Genomic DNA, 19,517 nt, shown 5'->3' on the forward strand with positions numbered 1-19,517 from the left:
CCCGGGCGAGGTCTCGCATCCCCGCGGGGATGGCGGGCAAGGCTCGCTGCGTTCTTACGGTCAAGCGTCGTTCGCCGTCCACTTGGCCGATGGGCGAACGCGCTGCGGCGCAGCATCGGGGACGGACCATGGCGGTCGCGGCGCAAAGCGCGGCCGACGAACCGTCGCAATCATCCGGAGCGACCAAGCATTTCTACTGATGTCCGCGAATCGGGCGTCGGCTAGCCTTCGAAGACGAACGGGCGACCATACGGCCGAGACGTCGACGCGTGTCGGAGCGCCCCAAGGAGGCCGACATGCCTATCATCAGCACTGATCAGAGCGAAACCAACAAGCTCTACACCGTCCATTACGACTCCTCGCCGGAGACCTTCATCGTCAAGCAGGACGTGGTGGTTTACCTCTATTCGAACTCCGGCCCGGTCGCGACCTTCTACGAGGACGGCTTCGCAGGGGCCGGTCTCGTCAACTACGGACACGTGGTCGGCGACGGCGTCGCCATCGGGGCCTGGTTCAAGGACGGCAGCGCCTTGGTCCGGAACGGCGCAGGCGGCGACATCGTCGCCGAAGGCGGCGGCGTCCGGTTCGACGGCCGCTTCAGCGAGCTCGACAATGACGGCCTGATCAGCAGCTCGAACTACTCAGCCGCGTTCGGCGACGGCGGGGTTCTGCACAACACCGGACGAATGGTCGGCGCCGTCTACGGATCGATCAAGCAGTCGGGCCTCACCATCGACAACTCCGGACTCATCGACGCCGGCGGCGGAACGGCCTTGTTTTTGACAGGGGCCGCCGAAACGACGTTCCTGTCCATCCGGGTCGTCAACGCCGGGACGCTCAACGGCAGCGTCCAGATCTACTCCGAGTCCGGCAACGCGAAATCGTCGATCGCCAATTCCGGCCTGATCAACGGCGACATCAACTGCTTCGCCCTCGACGACACGATCGTCAACAGCGCCGGCCATATCACGGGCGACGTCTTTCTCGGGGACGGCGCAGACACGTTCGACAACCGGGGCGGCCATGTCGACGGCATGGTCAGCGGGGGCGCGGGCGACGACGCCTTCATCATCGACGCGACGCCGGTCTCGATATTCGAGGACACGAACGGCGGTTCGGACACGCTCGCGTCCTCGACGATATCGCTCAGCCTCGCGAATTACTCCAACATCGAGAACCTGAAGCTGCTCGGTGCCCTGAACCTCAATCTCACCGGCGACGCCGGCGACAACATCCTCACCGGCAACTCCGGCAGGAACGCGCTCAAGGGCGGGCTGGGCGACGACACCTATTACGTCCAGACCGCCGCCGACACGGTCAGCGAGGCCAAGGGCGCCGGCTACGACACCGTCCATTCCACCGTCAGCTTCTCGCTCGCCGGCCAGTATGTCGAGCACCTGATCCTCGACGGCTTCGCCGCGATCGACGCCACCGGCAACACCCAGAACAACCTGCTGACCGGCAACGACGCGGCGAATCTGTTCATCGGAGGCGAAGGCGCGGACACGCTGGAGGGCGGCGGCGGCGTCGACACGGCCTCCTACGCCACGGCGTCGAAAGCGGTGACGGCGAACCTCGTCTCGGGAGGGACCGCGGGCGACGCGGCGGGCGACAGATACAGCTCGATCGAGAACCTGATCGGCTCGAAATACGCCGACGTCCTGACCGGCGACGGCTCGGTCAACGTGATCACCGGCGGCGCCGGCGCCGACACCATGATCGGCGGCAAGGGCGGCGACACCTACTACGTCGACAACTCGGCCGACGTCGTGGTCGAAGCGAATGTCCCGGCCGACTACGACGCGGTGCACGCAACCGCGAGCTTCTCTCTCGCGGGGCAATACATCGAGACGCTGTTTCTCGACGGCGCAGGCGCGATCAACGGTACGGGCAACTCGCTCGCCAACTACATCCAGGGCAATGCGAAGGCCAACGTCATCGAAGGCGCCAAGGGCGACGACGTCTTCCTGGGCGGCGCCGGCGCGGACACCTTCGTCTATCACGCCAAGTTCGGGATGGACACGATCGAGGACTTCGCCGCGGGCTCAGGCTCCGGCCACGACCTGTTGCGGATCGACAAGAGCCTGTTCGCGAACTACGCGGCTGTGATGGCCCATGCGACCGAGATGAACAACGACGGCGTCTACACCACGACCATCGCCTACGACGCCAACGACACCATCACCCTGCTCGACACCGCGAAGGCGGACCTCACAAGCGCCGACTTCCTGTTCGGCTGAGGCATTCCTCGTCGTCGCTCGGCCGGCTCACGGCGAGGAACGCCCGCAGCTATCTGGGCCGACCAAGCAGTTCTACTGATGCGGGGCGGACCGGACTCCCATAGCGTCGTCGACCTTGATCGGCGCGCCGGGCTAAAGGATGCGCGTCATTGCCGCCATCGGGAGGCCGCGATGCCAGTAGTCAGCGACGACATCGTCGTCTCGAACGTAGATTACGCCTATCACTTCACCGGTTCGCCCGAGACGGCGATCATAAAGGATGGCGTGCTGGTCTACCTGTACAACGCGAGCGACCAGTACGGGACGATCGTAAGCAAAGGCTTCAACTTTTCGTCCCTGATCAACTACGGGCACGTGGTCGGCGACGGCGGAGCCGTCGCGGTCTGGATGACGGGCTATGGCGGCTCCGTGCGCAACGCGGCGAGCGGAGACATCTCGGCCGAAATCGGCGTCATCTTCGATGGCTACGGGAATCTCGACAACGAGGGCGACATCGTCTCGAGCTTCTTCGCGGTATCGTTCGCAGACGGCGGCTATCTCGACAACTCCGGACTGATACGCGGCGCCGTCGTCGCGAACCTCCAGAGCATCAGCCTCACGATCCAGAACTCCGGCGTCGTCGAAGGCGACTTCCGCTTCACGACCGACGCGCCGTCCGGGCACTCTTCCAGGCTGAACATCACCAACTCGGGGACGATAGACGGCGATATCAGCTTCAGATCGACGGACTCCGGCGGATCGAGCAGCATCGCGAATTCTGGCGAAATCCACGGCGACGTGTCGCTGGGCGTTCTGGTCGACGCGTTCGACAATCGCGGCGGCGAGATCACGGGTGACGTGGCCCTCCGCGACGGCTCCGACACGTTCGACAATCGCGGAGGTCACGTTTTCGGCGTCGTCGATGGCGGATCGGGCGACGACACGTTCATCATCGACGCGGACCCGCTCACCATCGTCGAGAATGCAGGCGTGGCGGGCGGCGTCGACACGCTCAAGTCGTCGACGATGTCCCTCAACCTCGAAAACTACCGGAACATCGAGAACCTCGCGCTGATGGGCACGGCCAAGCTGAACCTGACCGGCGACGACGGCGCAAACGCGCTGACGGGCAACGGCGGCGTGAACGTCCTGAGGGGCCTCGGCGGAAGCGACCTCTATTTCGTCCAGAACGCCAAGGACGTCGTGATCGAGGCCAACCACGAGGGCACGGACACGGTGCGCTCGACCGTCTCCTTCTCGCTCGCGGGCCAGTTCATCGAGCATCTCTATCTCGACGGCGCCGGCGATCTCAGCGGAACCGGCAATACCCTCGCCAACACCATCACCGGCAACAGCGGCAAGAATCTGCTGATCGGCGGGGCCGGCGCCGACACGCTCTACGGCGGCGGCGACATCGACACCGCGTCCTATGCGGGAGCGTCCAAGGGCGTCTCGGCCAACCTCGCGACCTCCGCCGGCGGCGCCGGCGACGCGGCGGGCGACGTCTTCGTCTCGATCGAGAACCTCACGGGCTCCTCATACGCCGACAAGCTGACGGGAAACATCGACGCCAACGTCATCCAGGGCGGCGCCGGCGCGGACACCATGACCGGAGGCGCGGGAGCGGACGTCTATTACGTGGACAACGTCGGCGACGTCGTCGCGGAGTCCAAGTCCGACAACGCAGCGGACCTCGTCCACTCTACCGTGTCGTTCTCGCTCGCCGGTCAGTACACCGAATCCCTGTCGCTCGAAGGCTCCAAGGCGATCAACGGCGCCGGCAACTCCCTGCAGAACGGCATCACCGGCAACAGCGCTGCAAATGTCATCGATGGCGGAAGGGGCAACGATTACCTCCTCGGCCGCGGCGGCGCGGACACTTTCGTGTTCCACAGCGGCTTCGGCAAGGATCTCGTCGATGACTTCGTCGCGGGATCGGCCTCCGGCCACGATCTCATCCAGTTCGACAAGAGCCTGTTCGCCAATTTCTCCGCCGTTATGAACGCGGCCACCGAGACCAACAACGTCGACTACATCCAGACCGACATCCGCTTCAGCGACGCCGACATCGTCACGCTCTACAACGTTTCGAAAGCGAGCCTGGTCGCAGCCGACTTCCTGTTCGTCTGAGCGCTTTCGTCCTCTTGCGGCGCCGCATCGCACGCGGCACAAGGGGGCGGTCATGATACATTTGAACGACATCACCTGCCGCATCGCAGGACGCGCGCTGCTCGACCACGCAACCGTCGCCATTCCGGACAACGCCCGCGTCGGCGTCGTCGGCCGGAACGGCACCGGCAAGACCACGATGTTCAAGCTGATTTCGGGCGCGCTGCAGCCCGACGACGGCGTGGTCACGATCCCGAAGGGCCTGCGCATCGGCTCGGTCGCGCAGGAGGCGCCGTCCGGCCCCGAGGCGCTGATCGACGTGGTGCTCGCCGCCGACAAGGAGCGCGCCGCGCTTTTCCTCGAGCTCGAGACTGCGACCGATCCCGACCGCATCGGCGAGATCATGGAGCGGCTCGACGACATCGACGCCTATGACGCGCCGTCGCGCGCAGCGCGCATCCTGTCCGGCCTCGGCTTCGACGAGGAGGCGCAGGGGCGTCCCTGCGCCGATTTCTCCGGCGGCTGGCGGATGCGCGTGGCGCTCGCCGCCGTGCTGTTCTCCGAGCCCGACCTGCTGCTGCTCGACGAACCCACGAACCATCTCGACCTCGAAGGCACGCTCTGGCTCCAGGACTATCTCGCGCGCTATCCGCGCACGGTGCTGGTCATCAGCCATGACCGCGACCTGCTCAACGCCTCCGTCGACCACATCCTGCAGTTCGACAACGGCAAGCTCGTCCTGTGGAAGGGCGACTACGACCTGTTCGACAAGATGCGCCGCGAGAAGTTCGCGCTCGATCTGAAAGCCCAGAAGGGCCAGGAGGAGGAGCGCAAGCGGCTCGAGGGCTTCATCGCCCGCTTCAAGGCCAAGGCGTCGAAGGCGACGCAGGCGCAATCGCGCGTCAAGCGGCTCGCCAAGATGCAGCCGATCCAGGCGGTGGTGGAGCGCTCGGTCGTGCCGTTCCGCATCCCGGAGCCCGCGCGAGAGCTCGCGCCGCCGTTGATCGCGCTCGACGGCGTCTCAGCGGGCTATGGCGACCGCACCATCCTGTCGAAGCTGAACCTGCGCCTCGACCCGGACGACCGCATCGCCCTGCTCGGCTCGAACGGCAACGGCAAGTCGACCTTCGCGAAGCTCCTCGCCGGCCGGCTTCAGGCGAGCGCGGGCCGGGTGTCGCGCTCCGACCGGATCGTCGTCGGCTTCTTCGCCCAGCACCAGGTCGAGGATCTCGACCTCAAGGCCTCGGCCTACGACCACATCCGCCGCCGGATGCCGGACGCGGCCGAATCGGTGGTGCGCTCGCGCACGGCCCAGATCGGCTTCCCCGGCGAGCGGTCGGACACCAAGGTCGAGAAGATGTCGGGCGGCGAGAAGGCCCGCCTCGCCTTCGGCCTCGCGGTGTTCGAGGGGCCGCATCTGCTGATCCTCGACGAACCGACCAACCATCTCGACATCGACAGCCGCGAGAGCCTCGCGCAGGCGCTGAACGAGTTCGGCGGCGCCGTCATCCTCGTCAGCCATGACCGGCATCTGCTCGACGCCACCGCCGACAGGCTGTGGCTCGTCGGCGACGGCGGCGTGCGGGCCTTCGACGGCGACCTCGACGACTACCGCAAATACATCCTCCAGGCCGAGGCGCGGCAGCGGAAGGCCGCCAAGGCCGCGGCCGCCCAGCCTCAGCCGAAGCGCGCCGCCGACCCCGGACCGCTCCGCAAGAAGATCGCCTCGCTCGAAGCCCTGATGGCCGACTGCAACGGCGAGATCGCCCGCATCGACGCCGAGCTCGCGGCCTCCGGGGCCCTGCGCGACAAGCCCGAGAAGGCCGCGGATCTCAGCCGCCGCCGCGCCGAGTTCGAGCGGGCGCTGGCGGACGCCGAAGAGACCTGGCTCGCCGCGAGCGCCGATCTCGAAGAGGTGGCCGCCGCGTGACGCGGCCGCTCTTTCTCAAACACCTTTCACGGCCGAATCCGACAGCCGCCGCGGCGGTTCTCGTCGTGGCGCTTGCAGGCGCCGGGGGGCTGGCCGCGCTCGACGGCGGTTTCGGCGCCCGAAGCTGGGCGCTGGTCGCCGGCGTCGTGTTCGGCGTCGCGCTGCAGCGAGGCGAACTTTCGCTCGTGCGCGCCTGGCGCGACCTCATCGTGCTTCGCAATTCCGAGCAGCTCCTGGGCTTCCTCGCGGCGCTCGCCGTTGCGGCGACGCTGACGCTCGGCGCGCTTGGCTTGTTCGGCGCGGCGGCCGCTCCGGAGCACGCCAGGATCGGGCCGGTGAGCTGGCTGCTGCCCATCGCGGCCTTCGCATTCGGCCTGGGTTCGGTGATCGCGCGCGGCGGCCTGATGGTGCATCTGCGCCGGCTGAGCGAAGGCTCGCTGATCGCGGCGCCCGCCTTGCTCGCCACCTTCGTCGGCTTCGTCGCCGGCGTCTCGCTCTGGCCCTGGACCTACAACCTCGCCGTCGTCGGCGCGCCGGCGCCATGGCTGCCGGCGGCGTTCGGCTATCTGGGGACGCTCGCGGCGCAGCTTGGCGTCCTCCTGGTCATGGCGGCGGCGCTGTGGCGGTTCCGGCCAAAGCGCGCGCCGGACCTGAAGGCCGTCGCGGTGCGGATTCTGGTGGAGCCGTGGCCCGCTCCGGCTGCGGGCGCGCTGCTCGGGGCACTGGTGGCGGCGAGCTACGCTTTCGGCGAGCCGCTCGGCCTGATCGCGGAATGCGCGACGGTCGCGCGCTGGCTGGCGACGCTCGTCGGCCTCGCTCCGCCCGACCTGCCAGGCCTCGACGCCGGCGTCGGCGGCATCGTGGTGCCCAGGCTTCAGGGCTTCGCGCTGACCGAACACGTCGTCATCGTCTGGGGCTTCGTCGCCGGCGCCTTCGCCTGCGCGCTGGCCTCCGGCCGCTTCGCGCTCGACGGCTTCACCCTGCGCGAAGGCATCGAGATGATCGTCGGCGGGCTGCTGCTGGGGGCAGGCGCCATGACGGCGCTGGGCGCGGTGACCGGCGAGGCGATCGCGGGCGTCGCGATCGGCGCCGCGTCCGGCTGGGTGTTCCTCGCCTTCGCCTCGATCGGGGTCCTGTTCGGGCTGAAGCTGTTCCCGCCGCCGGTCGTCCCTGAGCAGCCGGCGGAGCCGATGGGCTGAAGCGCTACTCCGCGGGCGCGGCCGTGTCGTAGAGCGCCTTGACGTCCCGCGTGAACGCCGCCCGCGAGGCGTCGCGGGTGTAGAACATGTGGCCGCCGGGATAGACCTTGAGCGCCACGCGCTCCGGATCGCCGAAGGCCGGAAGCTGGTCGAGCACCATCTTCGATTCCATGTAGGGCGTGACGAGGTCGGTCGCGCCGTGGCCGACGAGCACGCGGATCTTCCGGTCGAGCGCCAGCACCTCGCGCAGCTCGCTCGCCGATTCCGCCGGCTCCTGACCGTCCCCCCAGCGCCATTTGCGGTTCACCTCGCCGTTGATCAGCTCGTAACGACGGTCGACGCGGTAGCCGAGGTCGCGCGCGTAGAAGTCGACGGCCGCCCGCGTCAGCGGCGCGAGCGCGCCGTCGAGCACGGGATCGTCGAAATTCGAGCGTCCCGCGGTCGGTTCGGGGTCGAACGCCGTGACGTTGGCGTCATAGGCCGAGCCGACCTTGCCCTGCCCCCGGCGGAACTCGCGGACGAAGGAGCGCACGTCGACGCGTCCGCCGAGCCGCTTGACGAAGGCGGGGTCGAGCCCCGTCAGCTCCGCCACCTTGGCCGAGATGCGCTCGACGGCGGCCGCGTCGCGCGGTCCCTTCATCAGGTCCGCCATGAAGGGGCCTGTCGCATAGGCCTCGACGTCCGTCAGATCGGCGCGCGTCACAGGCCCCTTGGTCTCGCGCATGGTCGCCGCGAGCGACGGCAGCCCGTTGACCCAGGTGAGCGGCGACGAATCCGCCCCCTGCCGGATCGAGAAGTCGAGCACCGGCGAGATCGCGACCAGCCCGCGCACCCCGACGCCGTCGCGCGACTGCAGGGTCTTCGCGATCAGCGGAATGCGGAACCCGCCATAGCTCTCCCCCGCGAGAAAGACCGGCGACATCAGCCGGTTCTTCGACGCGAGATGCTTCGCGACGATCCGCGACAGCGACTCCGCGTCGCCCTGCACCGACCAGAAATTGCGCTCGGCGTCCCCGCCGCCGACCGAGCGGCTGTAGCCCGTCCCGACGGGATCGACGAAAACGAGATCGGTGAAGGCGAGCCAGCTGTCGGCGTTGTCGACCATCGCCGGCGGGTCGGACGGCGTGTCGCCCTCGTTGCCGAAGGCGAGGCGCTTCGGCCCGAGCCCTCCGAAATTGAGGAAGGCGGAGGCCGCGCCCGGGCCGCCGTTGAACACATAGGTGATCGGGCGCAACGCCGGCTTGGTGCGGTCCAGCGTGTAGCTCGTGACCACGATCTCCGCGAGCTTCTTGCCCTCGGGGTCGCTGAGCGGCACCGGCTCGACGGCCACGGTGTAGGCGAGCGTATCGTCGGGCGTCGCCGCGGTGCGCTTGGCGCTCGCGTCCGGCGGCAGCGCGCCGGGCTCCTGGGCGAGCACGGAGGACGCAACGAGCGTCGAGACGAGAACGGCGCCGAGCGCGGCGCGAACGCATGACCTGATCATCGGGCCCAAGATGGAGCGCGGCGGGCCGCCTTCGAGCCCGATCACGAGGATGTCGACAAGGCCCGCTTCACGCCTCGCGCTTCCAGCGGCCGTCGTCGGCCTGCCGCCAGTAGGTGACGGCGTGGCCCGCGGCCTTCAGCGTCTTCCACTGGGCGCGCGTGGCGTCGAGCGCGTCGGGGTCCGAGCCGTCGAACATCACCAGCGCGCGGGCGTAGGCGCTGAGGTCGGGCGGCGTCGCCCCATCGACCATGATCCGCACCTCGGCCGCGTTGGGGTTGAGGTCGGTCGTCGTCAGCCAGATGGTCTCGTCCTTACCGTCGGCGTCGGCCGCATGCGGCAGGAAGCTCTCGTCGGAATAGGTCCAGAGCGCATCGTCGAGCGCAGAAACGCGTTCCGGCGCAACCGCCTGCACCACGACCTTCCACTTCCGCTCGAGGCACTTCTCGAGCAGCGCCGGCAGCGCCCTGTCGAGCGGTTGGCTGGTCAGCTGGTAGAACAGGACTTCGGTCACCTCCGCCGCCTCACCCGATCACCTTCTGCATGCAGACGGTCCGGACGTCGCGGTAGCCGAGCGCCTCATAGAACCGCTGCACCGCCACGTTCTCCTCCCGGATCAGCAACTGGAGCTTCCAAACGCCGCGCTGCGAAAGCCAGCCTTCGGCGGCCGCCATCATCGCGCGACCGAACCCTTCCCGCCGGCGCTCGGGATCGACCGCGAGATAATAGACCCACCCGCGATGACCGTCCTCGCCGACCATCACAGTCGCGACGATCCGCTCCGTCACCCCGACCAGCACGGTCGAGTGCGGATGAAGCCGCGCGAACGCGAGATCCCGCGCCGGGTCGTTCCACGGACGTGAAACCCCGGCCGCATTCCAGACGGCGACGACCTCGTCGACGTCGCCGTCCTCCATCTCACGAACCGCGAACGATGCGGGCCGACGGGCGACGGACCGCGGACGTTCTTCGGCGCTCATCCCTCGTAGGCGTCGCTCACCATGCGGTCGAGCAGGCGCACGCCCCAGCCGGAGCCCCAGCTGCGGTTGATGTCGCTGTTGGGCGAGCCCATGCCGGTGCCGGCGATGTCGAGATGCGCCCAGGGCGTGCCGTTGACGTGGCGCTTGAGGAACTGCGCCGCGGTGATCGAGCCGCCATGGCGGCCGCCGGTCTGCTTCATGTCGGCGAAGCGGCTGTCGATCAGCTTGTCGTATTCCGGCCCCATCGGCATCCGCCACACCGGCTCGCCGACCGCCTTGCCGGCCTTGAAGATGTTCTCCGACAGCGCGTCGTCGTTCGAGAACAGGCCGGCGTTGTCGACGCCGAGCGCGACGAGGATCGCGCCGGTGAGCGTGGCGAGGTTGACCATGAACTTCGGCTTGAAGCGATCCTGCACGTACCAGAGCACGTCGGCCAGCACGAGGCGGCCTTCGGCGTCGGTGTTGATGATCTCGATCGTCTGGCCGGACAGGCCGGTGATGATGTCGCCCGGCCGGTAGGCCTTGCCGTCCGGCATGTTCTCGACGCAGCCGATCGCGCCGATCACGTTGACCTTCGCCTTGCGGGACGCGAGCGCGTGCATCAGGCCGACGACGCAGGCGGCGCCCGCCATGTCGCCCTTCATGTCCTCCATGCCGCCGCCCGGCTTGATCGAGATGCCGCCGGTGTCGAACACCACGCCCTTGCCGACGAAGGCGATCGGCTGCTCGTCCTCGTCCTTTGCGCCGTTCCAGCGCATCACGACGACCTGGCTCTCCTGCTCGGAGCCCTGGCCTACAGCGAGCAGCGCGCCGAAGCCCGCCTTCTTCAGGTCCTTCTCGCCGAGCACCTCGACCGCGACGCCGAGCTTGGACAACTCGCCGGCGCGCTTGGCGAACTCCTTCGGGGTCAGCACGTTCGGCGGCTCGTTGACGAGGGTGCGGGCGGTCTCGACGCCCTCGGCGAGGCCCTCCTTCAGTTTCCAGGCTTTCTTCGCCGCATGCTCGTCGGCGACGGCGAGCGTCACCTTGGAGATCGCGGACGGCGTGTCCTCGTCCTTCTTCTTGGTCTTGTAGGTCTCGAAGACATAGGAACGCAGGCGCAGGCCAAGCCCGACGTCGGCCGCGGCCGCGGCGTCGGGGCCGCCGTTCGGGGTCTCGAGCACCACAATGACGTGATCGGCCGAGGCCGGCAGCTTGCCGCCGATCTGGCCGCCGAGCTTCACCCAGTCGACCGGCTCCTTGCCGTCGCCGAGCCCCACCACGATCAGGCGGGCGACGCCTGTCAGCGGCGGCGCCAGAAGTTCGAAGCCGGAGCCCGCCTTCGCCTTGAAGCGGTCGGCCTCCGCGGCGCGCGCCACGGCCGGCTGGATCGGCGCGATCAGCTTGGCGGTCTCGGGGCCGAAGGCGAGGTCGGGCCCTGCGAGCACGACGACGACGCCCGAGACGTCCTCGTCGAACTTCCGGAAAGCGATCTTGAGCGGCGAAGGCGTCGAGACGGCCGCGTCGGAATGCTTGGCCATGAGAGAATCAGCTCCTGCGGAGGCCTGTCGCCGCGCCCGGCGTGAACGGGCGCGTTAAGGGCCGTGAAAGGTCGGTGTTTCCCTTATACGACAGGTCCGTCACGTTCCAGCGTCCGGCGGTCCGCCCGGCCTATCGGCGGCTTGCGCGCACGCCGTCGGGTCCGTCAAGTAAGTTAGGTGACTCGGCTTTACGGCCGCGCCTGGAGGCTCTCGCGCGGTTGATGCGGAACGGCATGCTGCTGGCGGAACACGACCGACCGAGGCCGAACGCGCCTGTCTCCGAGGGGCGTCGCGCCCCCGTGGGCGAAGCAGGAAGCGGCATGGTCGAACGCGCAGTCCGCGACGCGCGCATTGCGAGTGGCGCGGCGGCCGGCTTCGTGCTTTACCTCGGCCGCGAGTTCGCCGGCGTATCGGGGGTGGCCGGGCTCGTGTGTTCGGCCACGGCCGTCATGTCGTCCGCCCTCTTCGGTCGCCGTCTTTCCGCGGCGCCATTGTCTGTAAGGGAGGACGGATGACGCTGACGCCGCGCCTCCCCTCCGCTCGTCTCCGGCGCTCCGTTCTCACCGCGCTGCTGCTCGCCTCGACCGCGCTTGTCGCGACGGCGAACGCCGCGAACGTCGACAACGGCTCCCTCGTCCCGCCGAAACCCGACTCGATGAAGCATCACGGCCCGTCTTCGGCCGTCGGCCCCGGCGTCAAGGACGAGGGCAAGAAGCGCGATCCCAACGCGCGCATGCTCATGGAGGCCAAGCAGCTCGTCTACGACTACGACAAGGAGATCGTGACCGCGGTCGACGGCGTCGACATCTATTACGACGGCCGCGCGCTGCAGGCCGACCGCGTCTCGTACGATCAGAAGGCGAACCGGGTCCACGCCTACGGCCACGTCAAGATGACGGAGCGCAACGGCGACATCGTCTATGGCGACGAGATGGACGTGACCGACGACTTCCGCGACGGCTTCATCTCTCCGCTTCAGGTCGAGACCACCGAGCGCACGCGTTTCGCCGCGGCCAAGGGCCGGCGCGAGAACGGCGAGGTCATGGTGTTCGACCGCGGCGTCTACACCGCCTGCGAGCCGTGCCGGAACAACCCCGAAAAGCCGCCGCTCTGGCAGATCAAGTCCAAGCGCATCATCTGGCGCCAGGACGAGAAGACGATCTACTACGAGAACGCGACCTTCGAGCTCTACGGCCATCCGATCGCCTGGCTGCCGTTCTTCTCGAGCCCCGACCCGTCGGTGAAGCGCAAGTCCGGCGTCCTCGGCCCGAACCTCGTAAAGTCGTCCGACGTCGGCTACGGCGTCGAGGTTCCGTATTTCTGGGTGCTGTCGCCGACCTCTGACCTGACGCTCGCCCCGCTCTTCACGCAGAAGCAGGGCGTGATGCTGAAGGGCGAGTACCGCCAGCAGCTGATCGACGGCGCCTATTCGATCCGCGCCGCCGGCATACACCAGCTCGACTCCGACCGGTTCAACGACAAGGTTCCGGCGGGCCGGACCGACGCCGGCCTGACGATCGGCCCAGGCGACAAGGACGACCGCTGGGCGGTCTCCACCAAGGGCCAGTTCGACATCAACGAGAAATGGTCCTGGGGCTGGGACATCAACGCCGTGTCGGACAAATGGGTCCGCGGCGACTACGACCTCTGGGGACCGCGCGACGTCGCGACCTCGACGCTTTACCTGACGGGCCAGGGCGACCGCAGCTATTTCGAGCTGCGCGGCTACTCGTTCTACGGCATGACGCGCTACGACCGGCAGGATCGCCTGCCCTGGGTCGCGCCGGTGCTCGACTACAATTACACGCTCGAGGATCCGGTCGCGGGCGGCCAGCTGTCGTTCGACATCAACGCGACCAACATCTACCGCTCGGAAAGCGACTACGCGCACGACCGCACGCGGCTTCAGCCGCGGCCCGACAACGCGCTGATCGGGGCCGCGGGAACCTACAGCCGCATCTCCGGCGACATCGACTGGAAGCGCCGCTTCATCGATCCGATCGGCCAGGTCTGGACGCCGTTCGCCTTCGCGCGCGGCGACCTGATCTACACCAAGCCCGACTACGATTCCTCGATGCCGGCCTTCCTCGACCATGAGCAGGACGTGGTCCTGCGCGGCATGGCGGGCGTGGGCGTCGAATACCGCTATCCGTTCATAGCCCGCACCGAAAACGCGACCCATCAGATCGAGCCGATCGCGCAGCTCATCCTGCGGCCGAACGAGTCGAGCGTCGGCAAGCTGCCGAACGAGGACGCGCAGAGCCTGATGTACGACGACACGACGCTGTTCTCGTGGAACAAGTTCTCGGGCTACGACCGGATCGAAGGCGGCAGCCGCGCGAATGTCGGCGCGCAGTACACAGTGACGACCGACAGCGGCGCGAGCGCGAGCGCCATCGTCGGCCAGTCCTTCGCGCTGTTCGGCAAGAATTCCTTCCGCGAGCTCGACCCGACCCAGATCGGCCCGGATTCCGGTCTGGAGAGCGCGCGCTCCGACTATGTCGGCGGCGTCACGCTGGTCCCGAACGAGAACTTCTCGGTCTCGGGGCATTTGCGGCTCGACGAGAACAGCTTCGCACTGCGCATGGCCGAGGTCGAGGGCCGCGCGACCTTCGAGCGGTTCCAGGCGAACCTCGTCTATGGCCGCTACGAGAAGGCGCCGCTGCAGGGCTACGACTACGTCCGCGAAGGCGTGCTGGCCGGCGCTCGGGTGTTCCTCACCAAGGAATTCTACGTCGAGGGCGGCGCACGCTACAATTTCGAGCGGGACACCTTCGACCGCACGCAGATCGGCTTCGGCCTGAACGACATCATGCAGTGCCTGTCGTTCAACTTCACCTACATCCGGCAGATCGACAACAGCGCCGATTCGGTCAGCCTTTCGCAGGTCGACAACAAATTTCTCGTGAAGCTCGACTTCCGGACTCTCGGCTCCGTCGGACTGTCGACCAGCTCGAAGTCCAACGTCGATCCCGACATGTTCGGCTCCACGACGAACTGACCAGCGGCTTCCGCCGATGTTGACGGGGCGCGGGAGAACGCTGAAAAAAAACGCCCCGAGCGCCGCCTTCGACTCAAGCGGCCAACCTATGGGAATCTGATGTCGCGTCTCCGGCTCGTCCCCTTCGCCCTCGCGGCCGCCGCCGCGCTGCTCGTCCATCCGGCGCCCGCGGCCGCGCAGTCGATCGCCGTCGTCGTGAACGGCCAGCCGATCCTGAGCAGCGAGGTGCAGGCCCGCCTCGCGCTGCTGCGGCTCCAGAGCGGCGGCAAGGGCGGCACCGTGCAGGCCGCGCAGGACGAGCTGATCGACGAGAAGCTCAAGGTGACGGAGGCGACGCGCTACGGCATGGCGGCGAACCCGGCGCAGGTCGACGCGGCTTTCGCCTCGATCGCCCAGCGCACCAAGCTGACCCCGGAACAGTTCGCCAAGGCGATCGGCCAGCGCGGCGTGAGCGCCCAGACGCTGAAGAGCCGGATCGGCGCCGAGATGGCGTGGGCGCTGCTCGTCCGGCGCAAATACGCAGGCCAGATCGCCTCGAACGACCGCAACGCCGCGGCCTCCGCGGCGAACGCCGGTCAGGCTAGCAACAAGGCGGTGCAGTACACGCTGCGCCAGGTGGTGTTCGTGCTGCCGAAGAAGGCGACCGACGCGCAGGCGACCCAGCGCCGCGCCGAGGCGGTCGCCGCCAGGGGCCGATTCCCCGGCTGTGACGGCGCGGTGGCGTTCGCCGCCGCCCTGCGCGACGTCGCGGTGAAGGAGCCGGTGGTGCGCTCGAGCGGCGCCCTCGGCAAGGATCTCGCCGACATCCTCAGCAAGGTGAAGATCGGCGGCCTGACCGATCCGCAGCGCACCGACGACGGCTTCGAGATGATCGCGGTCTGCGAGCGCAAGGACATCGCCGACGACAGCGCGTTCCGCGCGCAGAGCGAGGACGACGGCGGCAAGCAGCTGCAGGCGAAGGCCGAGCAATACCTCGCCCAGCTCCGTTCGCGGGCGATCATCGAGCGCCGCTGACGATGGCCGGCGAGGACCGCCCCGTGCGGCCTCTCGCCTTGTCGATGGGCGAACCGGCCGGGATCGGTCCGGAGCTCGCCCTCGCCCTGTGGGCGAACCGGAAGACCAGCGGGCTGCTCCCCTTCGTCGCGATCGGCGATCCGGCCGTGTTCGCGGCGCGCGCCAGGACCATCGGGATCGACGCCGAGATCGTCGAGGCGGACGCCGAGTCGGCCGGTCCGCTGTTCGCCGAGCGCTTCCCGGTCATGGCGGTCGGCGGCCGCTGCCGGGCCGAGCCCGGCCATCCCTCGACGGACGACGCCGAGACCGTCATCGGCGCGATCCAGACCGGCGTCGAGCTGGTCCATGACGGCCGCTGCTCGGCGCTCGTGACGCTGCCGATCGCCAAGGCTCCGCTGGTCGAGGCCGGATTCCCCTTCCCCGGCCACACCGAATATCTCGGCGCGCTCGCCGAGTCGCTGTGGGGCGCGCCTGCGCGCGCCGTGATGCTGCTGTGGGCCGAGGAGATCGCCGTCGTTCCCGTGACCGTCCATATCCCGCTCCGCGAAGCCCCGATCCGGCTGACGGAGGACGACATCGTGGAGACCGGCCGCATCGTCGCGCGCGACCTTCACCGGCGCTTCCGCATCGAGAGCCCGCGGCTCGCGGTCGCCGGCCTCAATCCGCATGCGGGCGAGCAGGGCGTGCTCGGCCGCGAGGACGAGGAGATCGTCGCCCCCGCCGTCCGCCGCCTGAAGGCCGACGGCATCCTCGCGACCGGCCCACATCCGGCCGACACCATGTTCCACGCGGCCGCCCGCGCCCGCTACGACGTCGCGCTCGCGATGTATCACGACCAGGCGCTGATCCCGGTGAAGACGCTGGCGTTCGACCGGGCGGTCAACGTCACGCTCGGCCTGCCCTTCGTGCGGACGTCGCCCGACCACGGCACGGCCTTCGACATCGCCGGGACCGGCTCGGGCGATCCGGCGAGCCTGTTGGCGGCGCTGACCCTCGCGGCCAGGCTCGCGCGCGAACCCGAACTCGCATGAGCCCCGTCGACGACCTGCCGCCGCTGCGCGACGTCATCCGGCGGCACGAGCTCGCGGCGAAGAAATCGCTCGGCCAGAACTTCCTGCTCGACCTCAACCTGACCTCCCGCATCGCCCGCGCCGGCGGCAGGCTGGAGGGGGTGACGGTGATCGAGGTCGGACCGGGCCCCGGCGGCCTCACCCGCGCGCTGCTCGCGGAGGGCGCGAAGAAAGTGATCGCGATCGAGAAGGATTCCCGCGCCCTCGGCGCGCTCGCCGAGATCGCCGCGCGCTATCCCGGCCGGCTCGACGTGGTCGAGGGCGACGCGCTCGAGATCGACACGGGCAAGCTCGCGGGCGACGCCCCGGCGCGGGTGATCGCCAACCTCCCCTACAACATCGCGACCCCGCTGCTGCTCGGCTGGGTCGCGAACGACCGCTGGCCGCCGTGGTGGGACGGGCTGACGCTGATGTTCCAGCGCGAGGTCGCCGAGCGCATCGTCGCGGCGCCGGGCTCCGAGGCCTATGGCCGCCTCGCGGTGATGTGCGGCTGGCGCTGCGAGGCGAAGATCGCCTTCGACGTGCGCCCGGAGGCCTTCACCCCGGCGCCCAAGGTGACGTCGTCGGTCGTCCGCCTGATCCCGCGCGAGACCCCGCTCCCCTGCCCCGTGCGTGATCTGGAAGCCGTGACGCAGGCCGCCTTCGGCCAGCGCCGGAAGATGCTGCGTCAGAGCCTGAAGAGCCTCGGCGACGCCGCCGCGCTGCTTGAGGCCACAGGCATCGAGCCGACGAGGCGGGCGGAGGAGATTCCGGTCGAGGGCTTCGTGGCGCTCGCCCGCGCGGTGGCCGCAGCGCGGGGTTAGGACGCGCTGGGATGCCCACCACAGCGTCATTCCGGCCGAAGCGCCGGAATCCTGACGCGCAACGGCTCGCGAGGTCCTGCGCCGTCGGCGCGTCTGGATCCCGGGACAAGCCCGGGATGACGGCGGCGGTTAAGCCGTTACGGGAAAGCACGCAATCCCTGCAGGCCGCGTCAGAACCCCGCCAGCTCCTTCACCAGCCCGTCCGCGAACTCGGTGATCGCCGGGCGCCGCACGCGGCGGATGCGTTCGGCGTGCAGCACGGCGCGGATCTCGTTCAGACAGCGCTCGAAATCGTCGTTGATCACCGCGTAGTCGTATTCGTCGATATGCCCGATCTCGACCGCGGCGTTGCGCAGGCGGCGCGTGATCACCTCCGCCGAATCCTCGGCCCGGCGCTCCAGTCGCGAGCGCAGCTCGGCGGCGGAGGGCGGCAGCACGAACACGGTCGCGACGTCTGCGCGCATGGTCTCGCAGACCTGCTTGGTGCCCTGCCAGTCGATGTCGAACAGCACGTCGCGGCCTTCCGCCAGCGCCTGCTCCACCGGCTCGCGCGGCGTGCCGTAGCAGTTGCCGTGGACCTCCGCCCATTCCAGCAGCTCGCCGGCGGCCTTCATAGCGTCGAACTCGCGCTGCTTCATGAACCGGTAGTGCACGCCGTCCGCCTCGCTCGGCCGCTTGGCGCGGGTGGTGGCCGAGATCGACAGCGTGATGTCGGGGTCGGTGTCCAGCAGCGCGCGCGTCAGCGTCGACTTTCCCGCCCCGGACGGCGAGGACAGGATCAGCAGCACGCCGCGGCGGGCGAGCGCGGGGGTCTGCTCGACAGGGGTCGTCATCGCGCTCATTCGACGTTCGCCACCTGCTCGCGGAATTGCTCGACCACCGCCTTGAGCTCCAGGCCGATGGTCGTCAGCGAACGATCGTTCGACTTCGCGCACAGCGTGTTCGCCTCGCGACTGAACTCCTGCGAGAGAAAGTCCAGCCGGCGGCCGACGCCCGCCCCCTCTGCGATCAGCGCGCGGGCGGCCTCCACATGGGCGTTCAGCCGATCGATCTCCTCGCGCACGTCGGCGCGGGTCGCAAGCAGCGCCGCCTCCTGGTGCAGGCGGTCTGGGTCGAGCGCGACGCCCGTCCCGACCAGCGCCGCGATCTGCTCGGTGAGCTTCCGGCGCACCGCTTCCGGCGACCGCGCCGGGCATGCGTCGGCGCGCGCCGTGAGCTCGGCGATTGAGGAGATCCGTTCGCCGAGCAGCGCCTCCAGCGCCGCGCCTTCGGCCTCGCGGGCGACGAGCAGAGCATCGACGGCGCGCGAGAAATCGGCGACCACCGCCGCCTCGAACGCCGCGCGCTCCTCGGCGCTCTCCTGCGCCTCGACGAACTCCACCACGCCGCGCTGCGCCAGAACGGCGTCGACCGAGGCGGGCGCAGCGCCCGGCATGCGCTCCGCGACCGCGGCCGCCGCAGCGAGCACGGCCGCAAGCGCGTCCTCGTTGATCCTGACGGCGGTCTGGGTCGAGCGCCGGTCGACCGTCAGCGTCGCCTGGACGGCGCCGCGCCTGAGCCGCGCGGCGGCGGCGCTGCGCGCCGCCTGCTCGATCGCGTCGCATCCCGGCGGCGTCCGAAGCCTGAGATCGAGCCCCTTGGAATTGACGCTTCGCAACTCCCACGCCCAACGCGCCTGGCCGGCTCCGCCGTCGACGCGCGCAAATCCGGTCATGCTGGCGAGAGGCATCTGGGGGCTCCGGGAGGCGGGGCGTTCCGTTTAACGGCTCACCGCTCTTTGCGGAAGAGCGGGCGCGCCCGTTCCCTCGAATGACAGCGGATGCGCCGGGCTTAGGTGGCGAGCCGGCCCACGACAGGCTGGCTCCGCCGACGACACCCCCGCCTCGTCATTCCGGCTGGAGCGAAGCGGAATGCCGGAATCCAGACGCGCGACGGCGCAGGACGGGGCTTCGACGGGTCCAGACATCCATTCAAACTCGCGCGTATGGATTCCGGCGCTTCGGCCGGAATGACGGCGTGGAGCCCTGTCCGTCGTCCTCCGGCCTGACCGGAGGACCCATGGTCGAGCGTAGCGCTCGACGCCCGGGATGGGTGGTCCGGTCAAGCCGGACCACGACAGGCTGCTCCGCCGACGACACCCCCGCCTCGTCATTCCGGCTGGAGCGAAGCGGAATGCCGGAATCCAGACGCGC

At 68.9% G+C, this 19,517-nt stretch carries 14 protein-coding genes; 8 read left to right on the top strand and 6 right to left on the bottom strand.

Features of this window, described 5'->3' with window-relative positions; translation table 11 throughout:
* Positions 1 to 296 precede the first annotated feature (296 nt).
* From PKE75_RS06095 to PKE75_RS06110, 4 genes are all read left to right on the top strand, one after another.
* A complete protein-coding gene (locus tag PKE75_RS06095) occupies positions 297 to 2,240 on the top strand; it encodes a calcium-binding protein (protein ID WP_271167813.1) in 1,944 nt (647 codons plus the stop codon).
* Positions 2,241 to 2,411: 171 nt separating this feature from the next.
* A complete protein-coding gene (locus PKE75_RS06100; RefSeq protein ID WP_271167814.1) occupies positions 2,412 to 4,349 on the top strand; it encodes a calcium-binding protein in 1,938 nt (645 codons plus the stop codon).
* 52 nt (positions 4,350 to 4,401) lie between these two features.
* Positions 4,402 to 6,258, top strand: a complete 1,857-nt coding sequence (locus tag PKE75_RS06105) for an ABC-F family ATP-binding cassette domain-containing protein (protein ID WP_271167815.1) — start codon at positions 4,402 to 4,404, stop codon at positions 6,256 to 6,258.
* The gene (locus PKE75_RS06110; protein WP_271167816.1) at positions 6,255 to 7,457 is read left to right on the top strand and encodes a YeeE/YedE thiosulfate transporter family protein; all 1,203 of its coding nucleotides are present in this window, start codon (positions 6,255 to 6,257) and stop codon (positions 7,455 to 7,457) included. Before PKE75_RS06105 ends, PKE75_RS06110 begins: the two co-directional genes overlap by 4 nt.
* A gap of 4 nt (positions 7,458 to 7,461) precedes the next feature.
* Here the strand turns inward: PKE75_RS06110 and PKE75_RS06115 are convergent, their stop codons facing one another.
* From PKE75_RS06115 to PKE75_RS06130, 4 genes are all read right to left on the bottom strand, one after another.
* Complete coding sequence (locus PKE75_RS06115) at positions 7,462 to 8,940, bottom strand: S10 family peptidase (protein WP_271167817.1); 1,479 nt, start codon at positions 8,938 to 8,940, stop codon at positions 7,462 to 7,464.
* 67 nt (positions 8,941 to 9,007) lie between these two features.
* Positions 9,008 to 9,451, bottom strand: coding sequence for a DNA polymerase III subunit chi (locus tag PKE75_RS06120; RefSeq protein WP_271167818.1), 444 nt, complete (start codon positions 9,449 to 9,451; stop codon positions 9,008 to 9,010).
* Between the two features lie 10 nt (positions 9,452 to 9,461).
* The gene (locus tag PKE75_RS06125) at positions 9,462 to 9,917 is read right to left on the bottom strand and encodes a GNAT family acetyltransferase (protein WP_271167819.1); all 456 of its coding nucleotides are present in this window, start codon (positions 9,915 to 9,917) and stop codon (positions 9,462 to 9,464) included.
* Positions 9,914 to 11,437, bottom strand: a complete 1,524-nt coding sequence (locus PKE75_RS06130) for a leucyl aminopeptidase (protein ID WP_271167820.1) — start codon at positions 11,435 to 11,437, stop codon at positions 9,914 to 9,916. Before PKE75_RS06130 ends, PKE75_RS06125 begins: the two co-directional genes overlap by 4 nt.
* 511 nt (positions 11,438 to 11,948) lie before the next feature.
* Between PKE75_RS06130 and PKE75_RS06135 the strand changes: the two genes are divergently transcribed.
* The 4 genes from PKE75_RS06135 (at position 11,949) to rsmA (ending at position 17,325) form a co-directional block, all read left to right on the top strand.
* Positions 11,949 to 14,438, top strand: coding sequence for an LPS-assembly protein LptD (locus PKE75_RS06135; protein ID WP_271167821.1), 2,490 nt, complete (start codon positions 11,949 to 11,951; stop codon positions 14,436 to 14,438).
* A 99-nt stretch (positions 14,439 to 14,537) separates the two neighbouring features.
* A complete protein-coding gene (locus PKE75_RS06140; RefSeq protein ID WP_271167822.1) occupies positions 14,538 to 15,452 on the top strand; it encodes a peptidylprolyl isomerase in 915 nt (304 codons plus the stop codon).
* A gap of 2 nt (positions 15,453 to 15,454) precedes the next feature.
* On the top strand, positions 15,455 to 16,483 hold the full coding sequence (gene pdxA, locus PKE75_RS06145) for a 4-hydroxythreonine-4-phosphate dehydrogenase PdxA (protein ID WP_428979112.1): 1,029 nt from the start codon (positions 15,455 to 15,457) through the stop codon (positions 16,481 to 16,483).
* A complete protein-coding gene (gene rsmA / locus PKE75_RS06150) occupies positions 16,480 to 17,325 on the top strand; it encodes a 16S rRNA (adenine(1518)-N(6)/adenine(1519)-N(6))-dimethyltransferase RsmA (RefSeq protein WP_271167824.1) in 846 nt (281 codons plus the stop codon). Before pdxA ends, rsmA begins: the two co-directional genes overlap by 4 nt.
* 170 nt (positions 17,326 to 17,495) lie before the next feature.
* On the opposite strand, the gene gmk is transcribed toward rsmA, so the two are convergent.
* Together gmk and PKE75_RS06160 are read right to left on the bottom strand one after the other, a co-directional pair.
* On the bottom strand, positions 17,496 to 18,158 hold the full coding sequence (gmk, locus tag PKE75_RS06155; protein WP_271167855.1) for a guanylate kinase: 663 nt from the start codon (positions 18,156 to 18,158) through the stop codon (positions 17,496 to 17,498).
* A 5-nt stretch (positions 18,159 to 18,163) separates the two neighbouring features.
* The gene (locus PKE75_RS06160) at positions 18,164 to 19,054 is read right to left on the bottom strand and encodes a YicC/YloC family endoribonuclease (protein ID WP_271167825.1); all 891 of its coding nucleotides are present in this window, start codon (positions 19,052 to 19,054) and stop codon (positions 18,164 to 18,166) included.
* Positions 19,055 to 19,517: the final 463 nt, after the last annotated feature.

This window comes from Hansschlegelia plantiphila (genome assembly GCF_027922265.1).
In the GTDB taxonomy this organism is placed as follows: Bacteria; Pseudomonadota; Alphaproteobacteria; order Rhizobiales; family Methylopilaceae; genus Methylopila; species Methylopila plantiphila.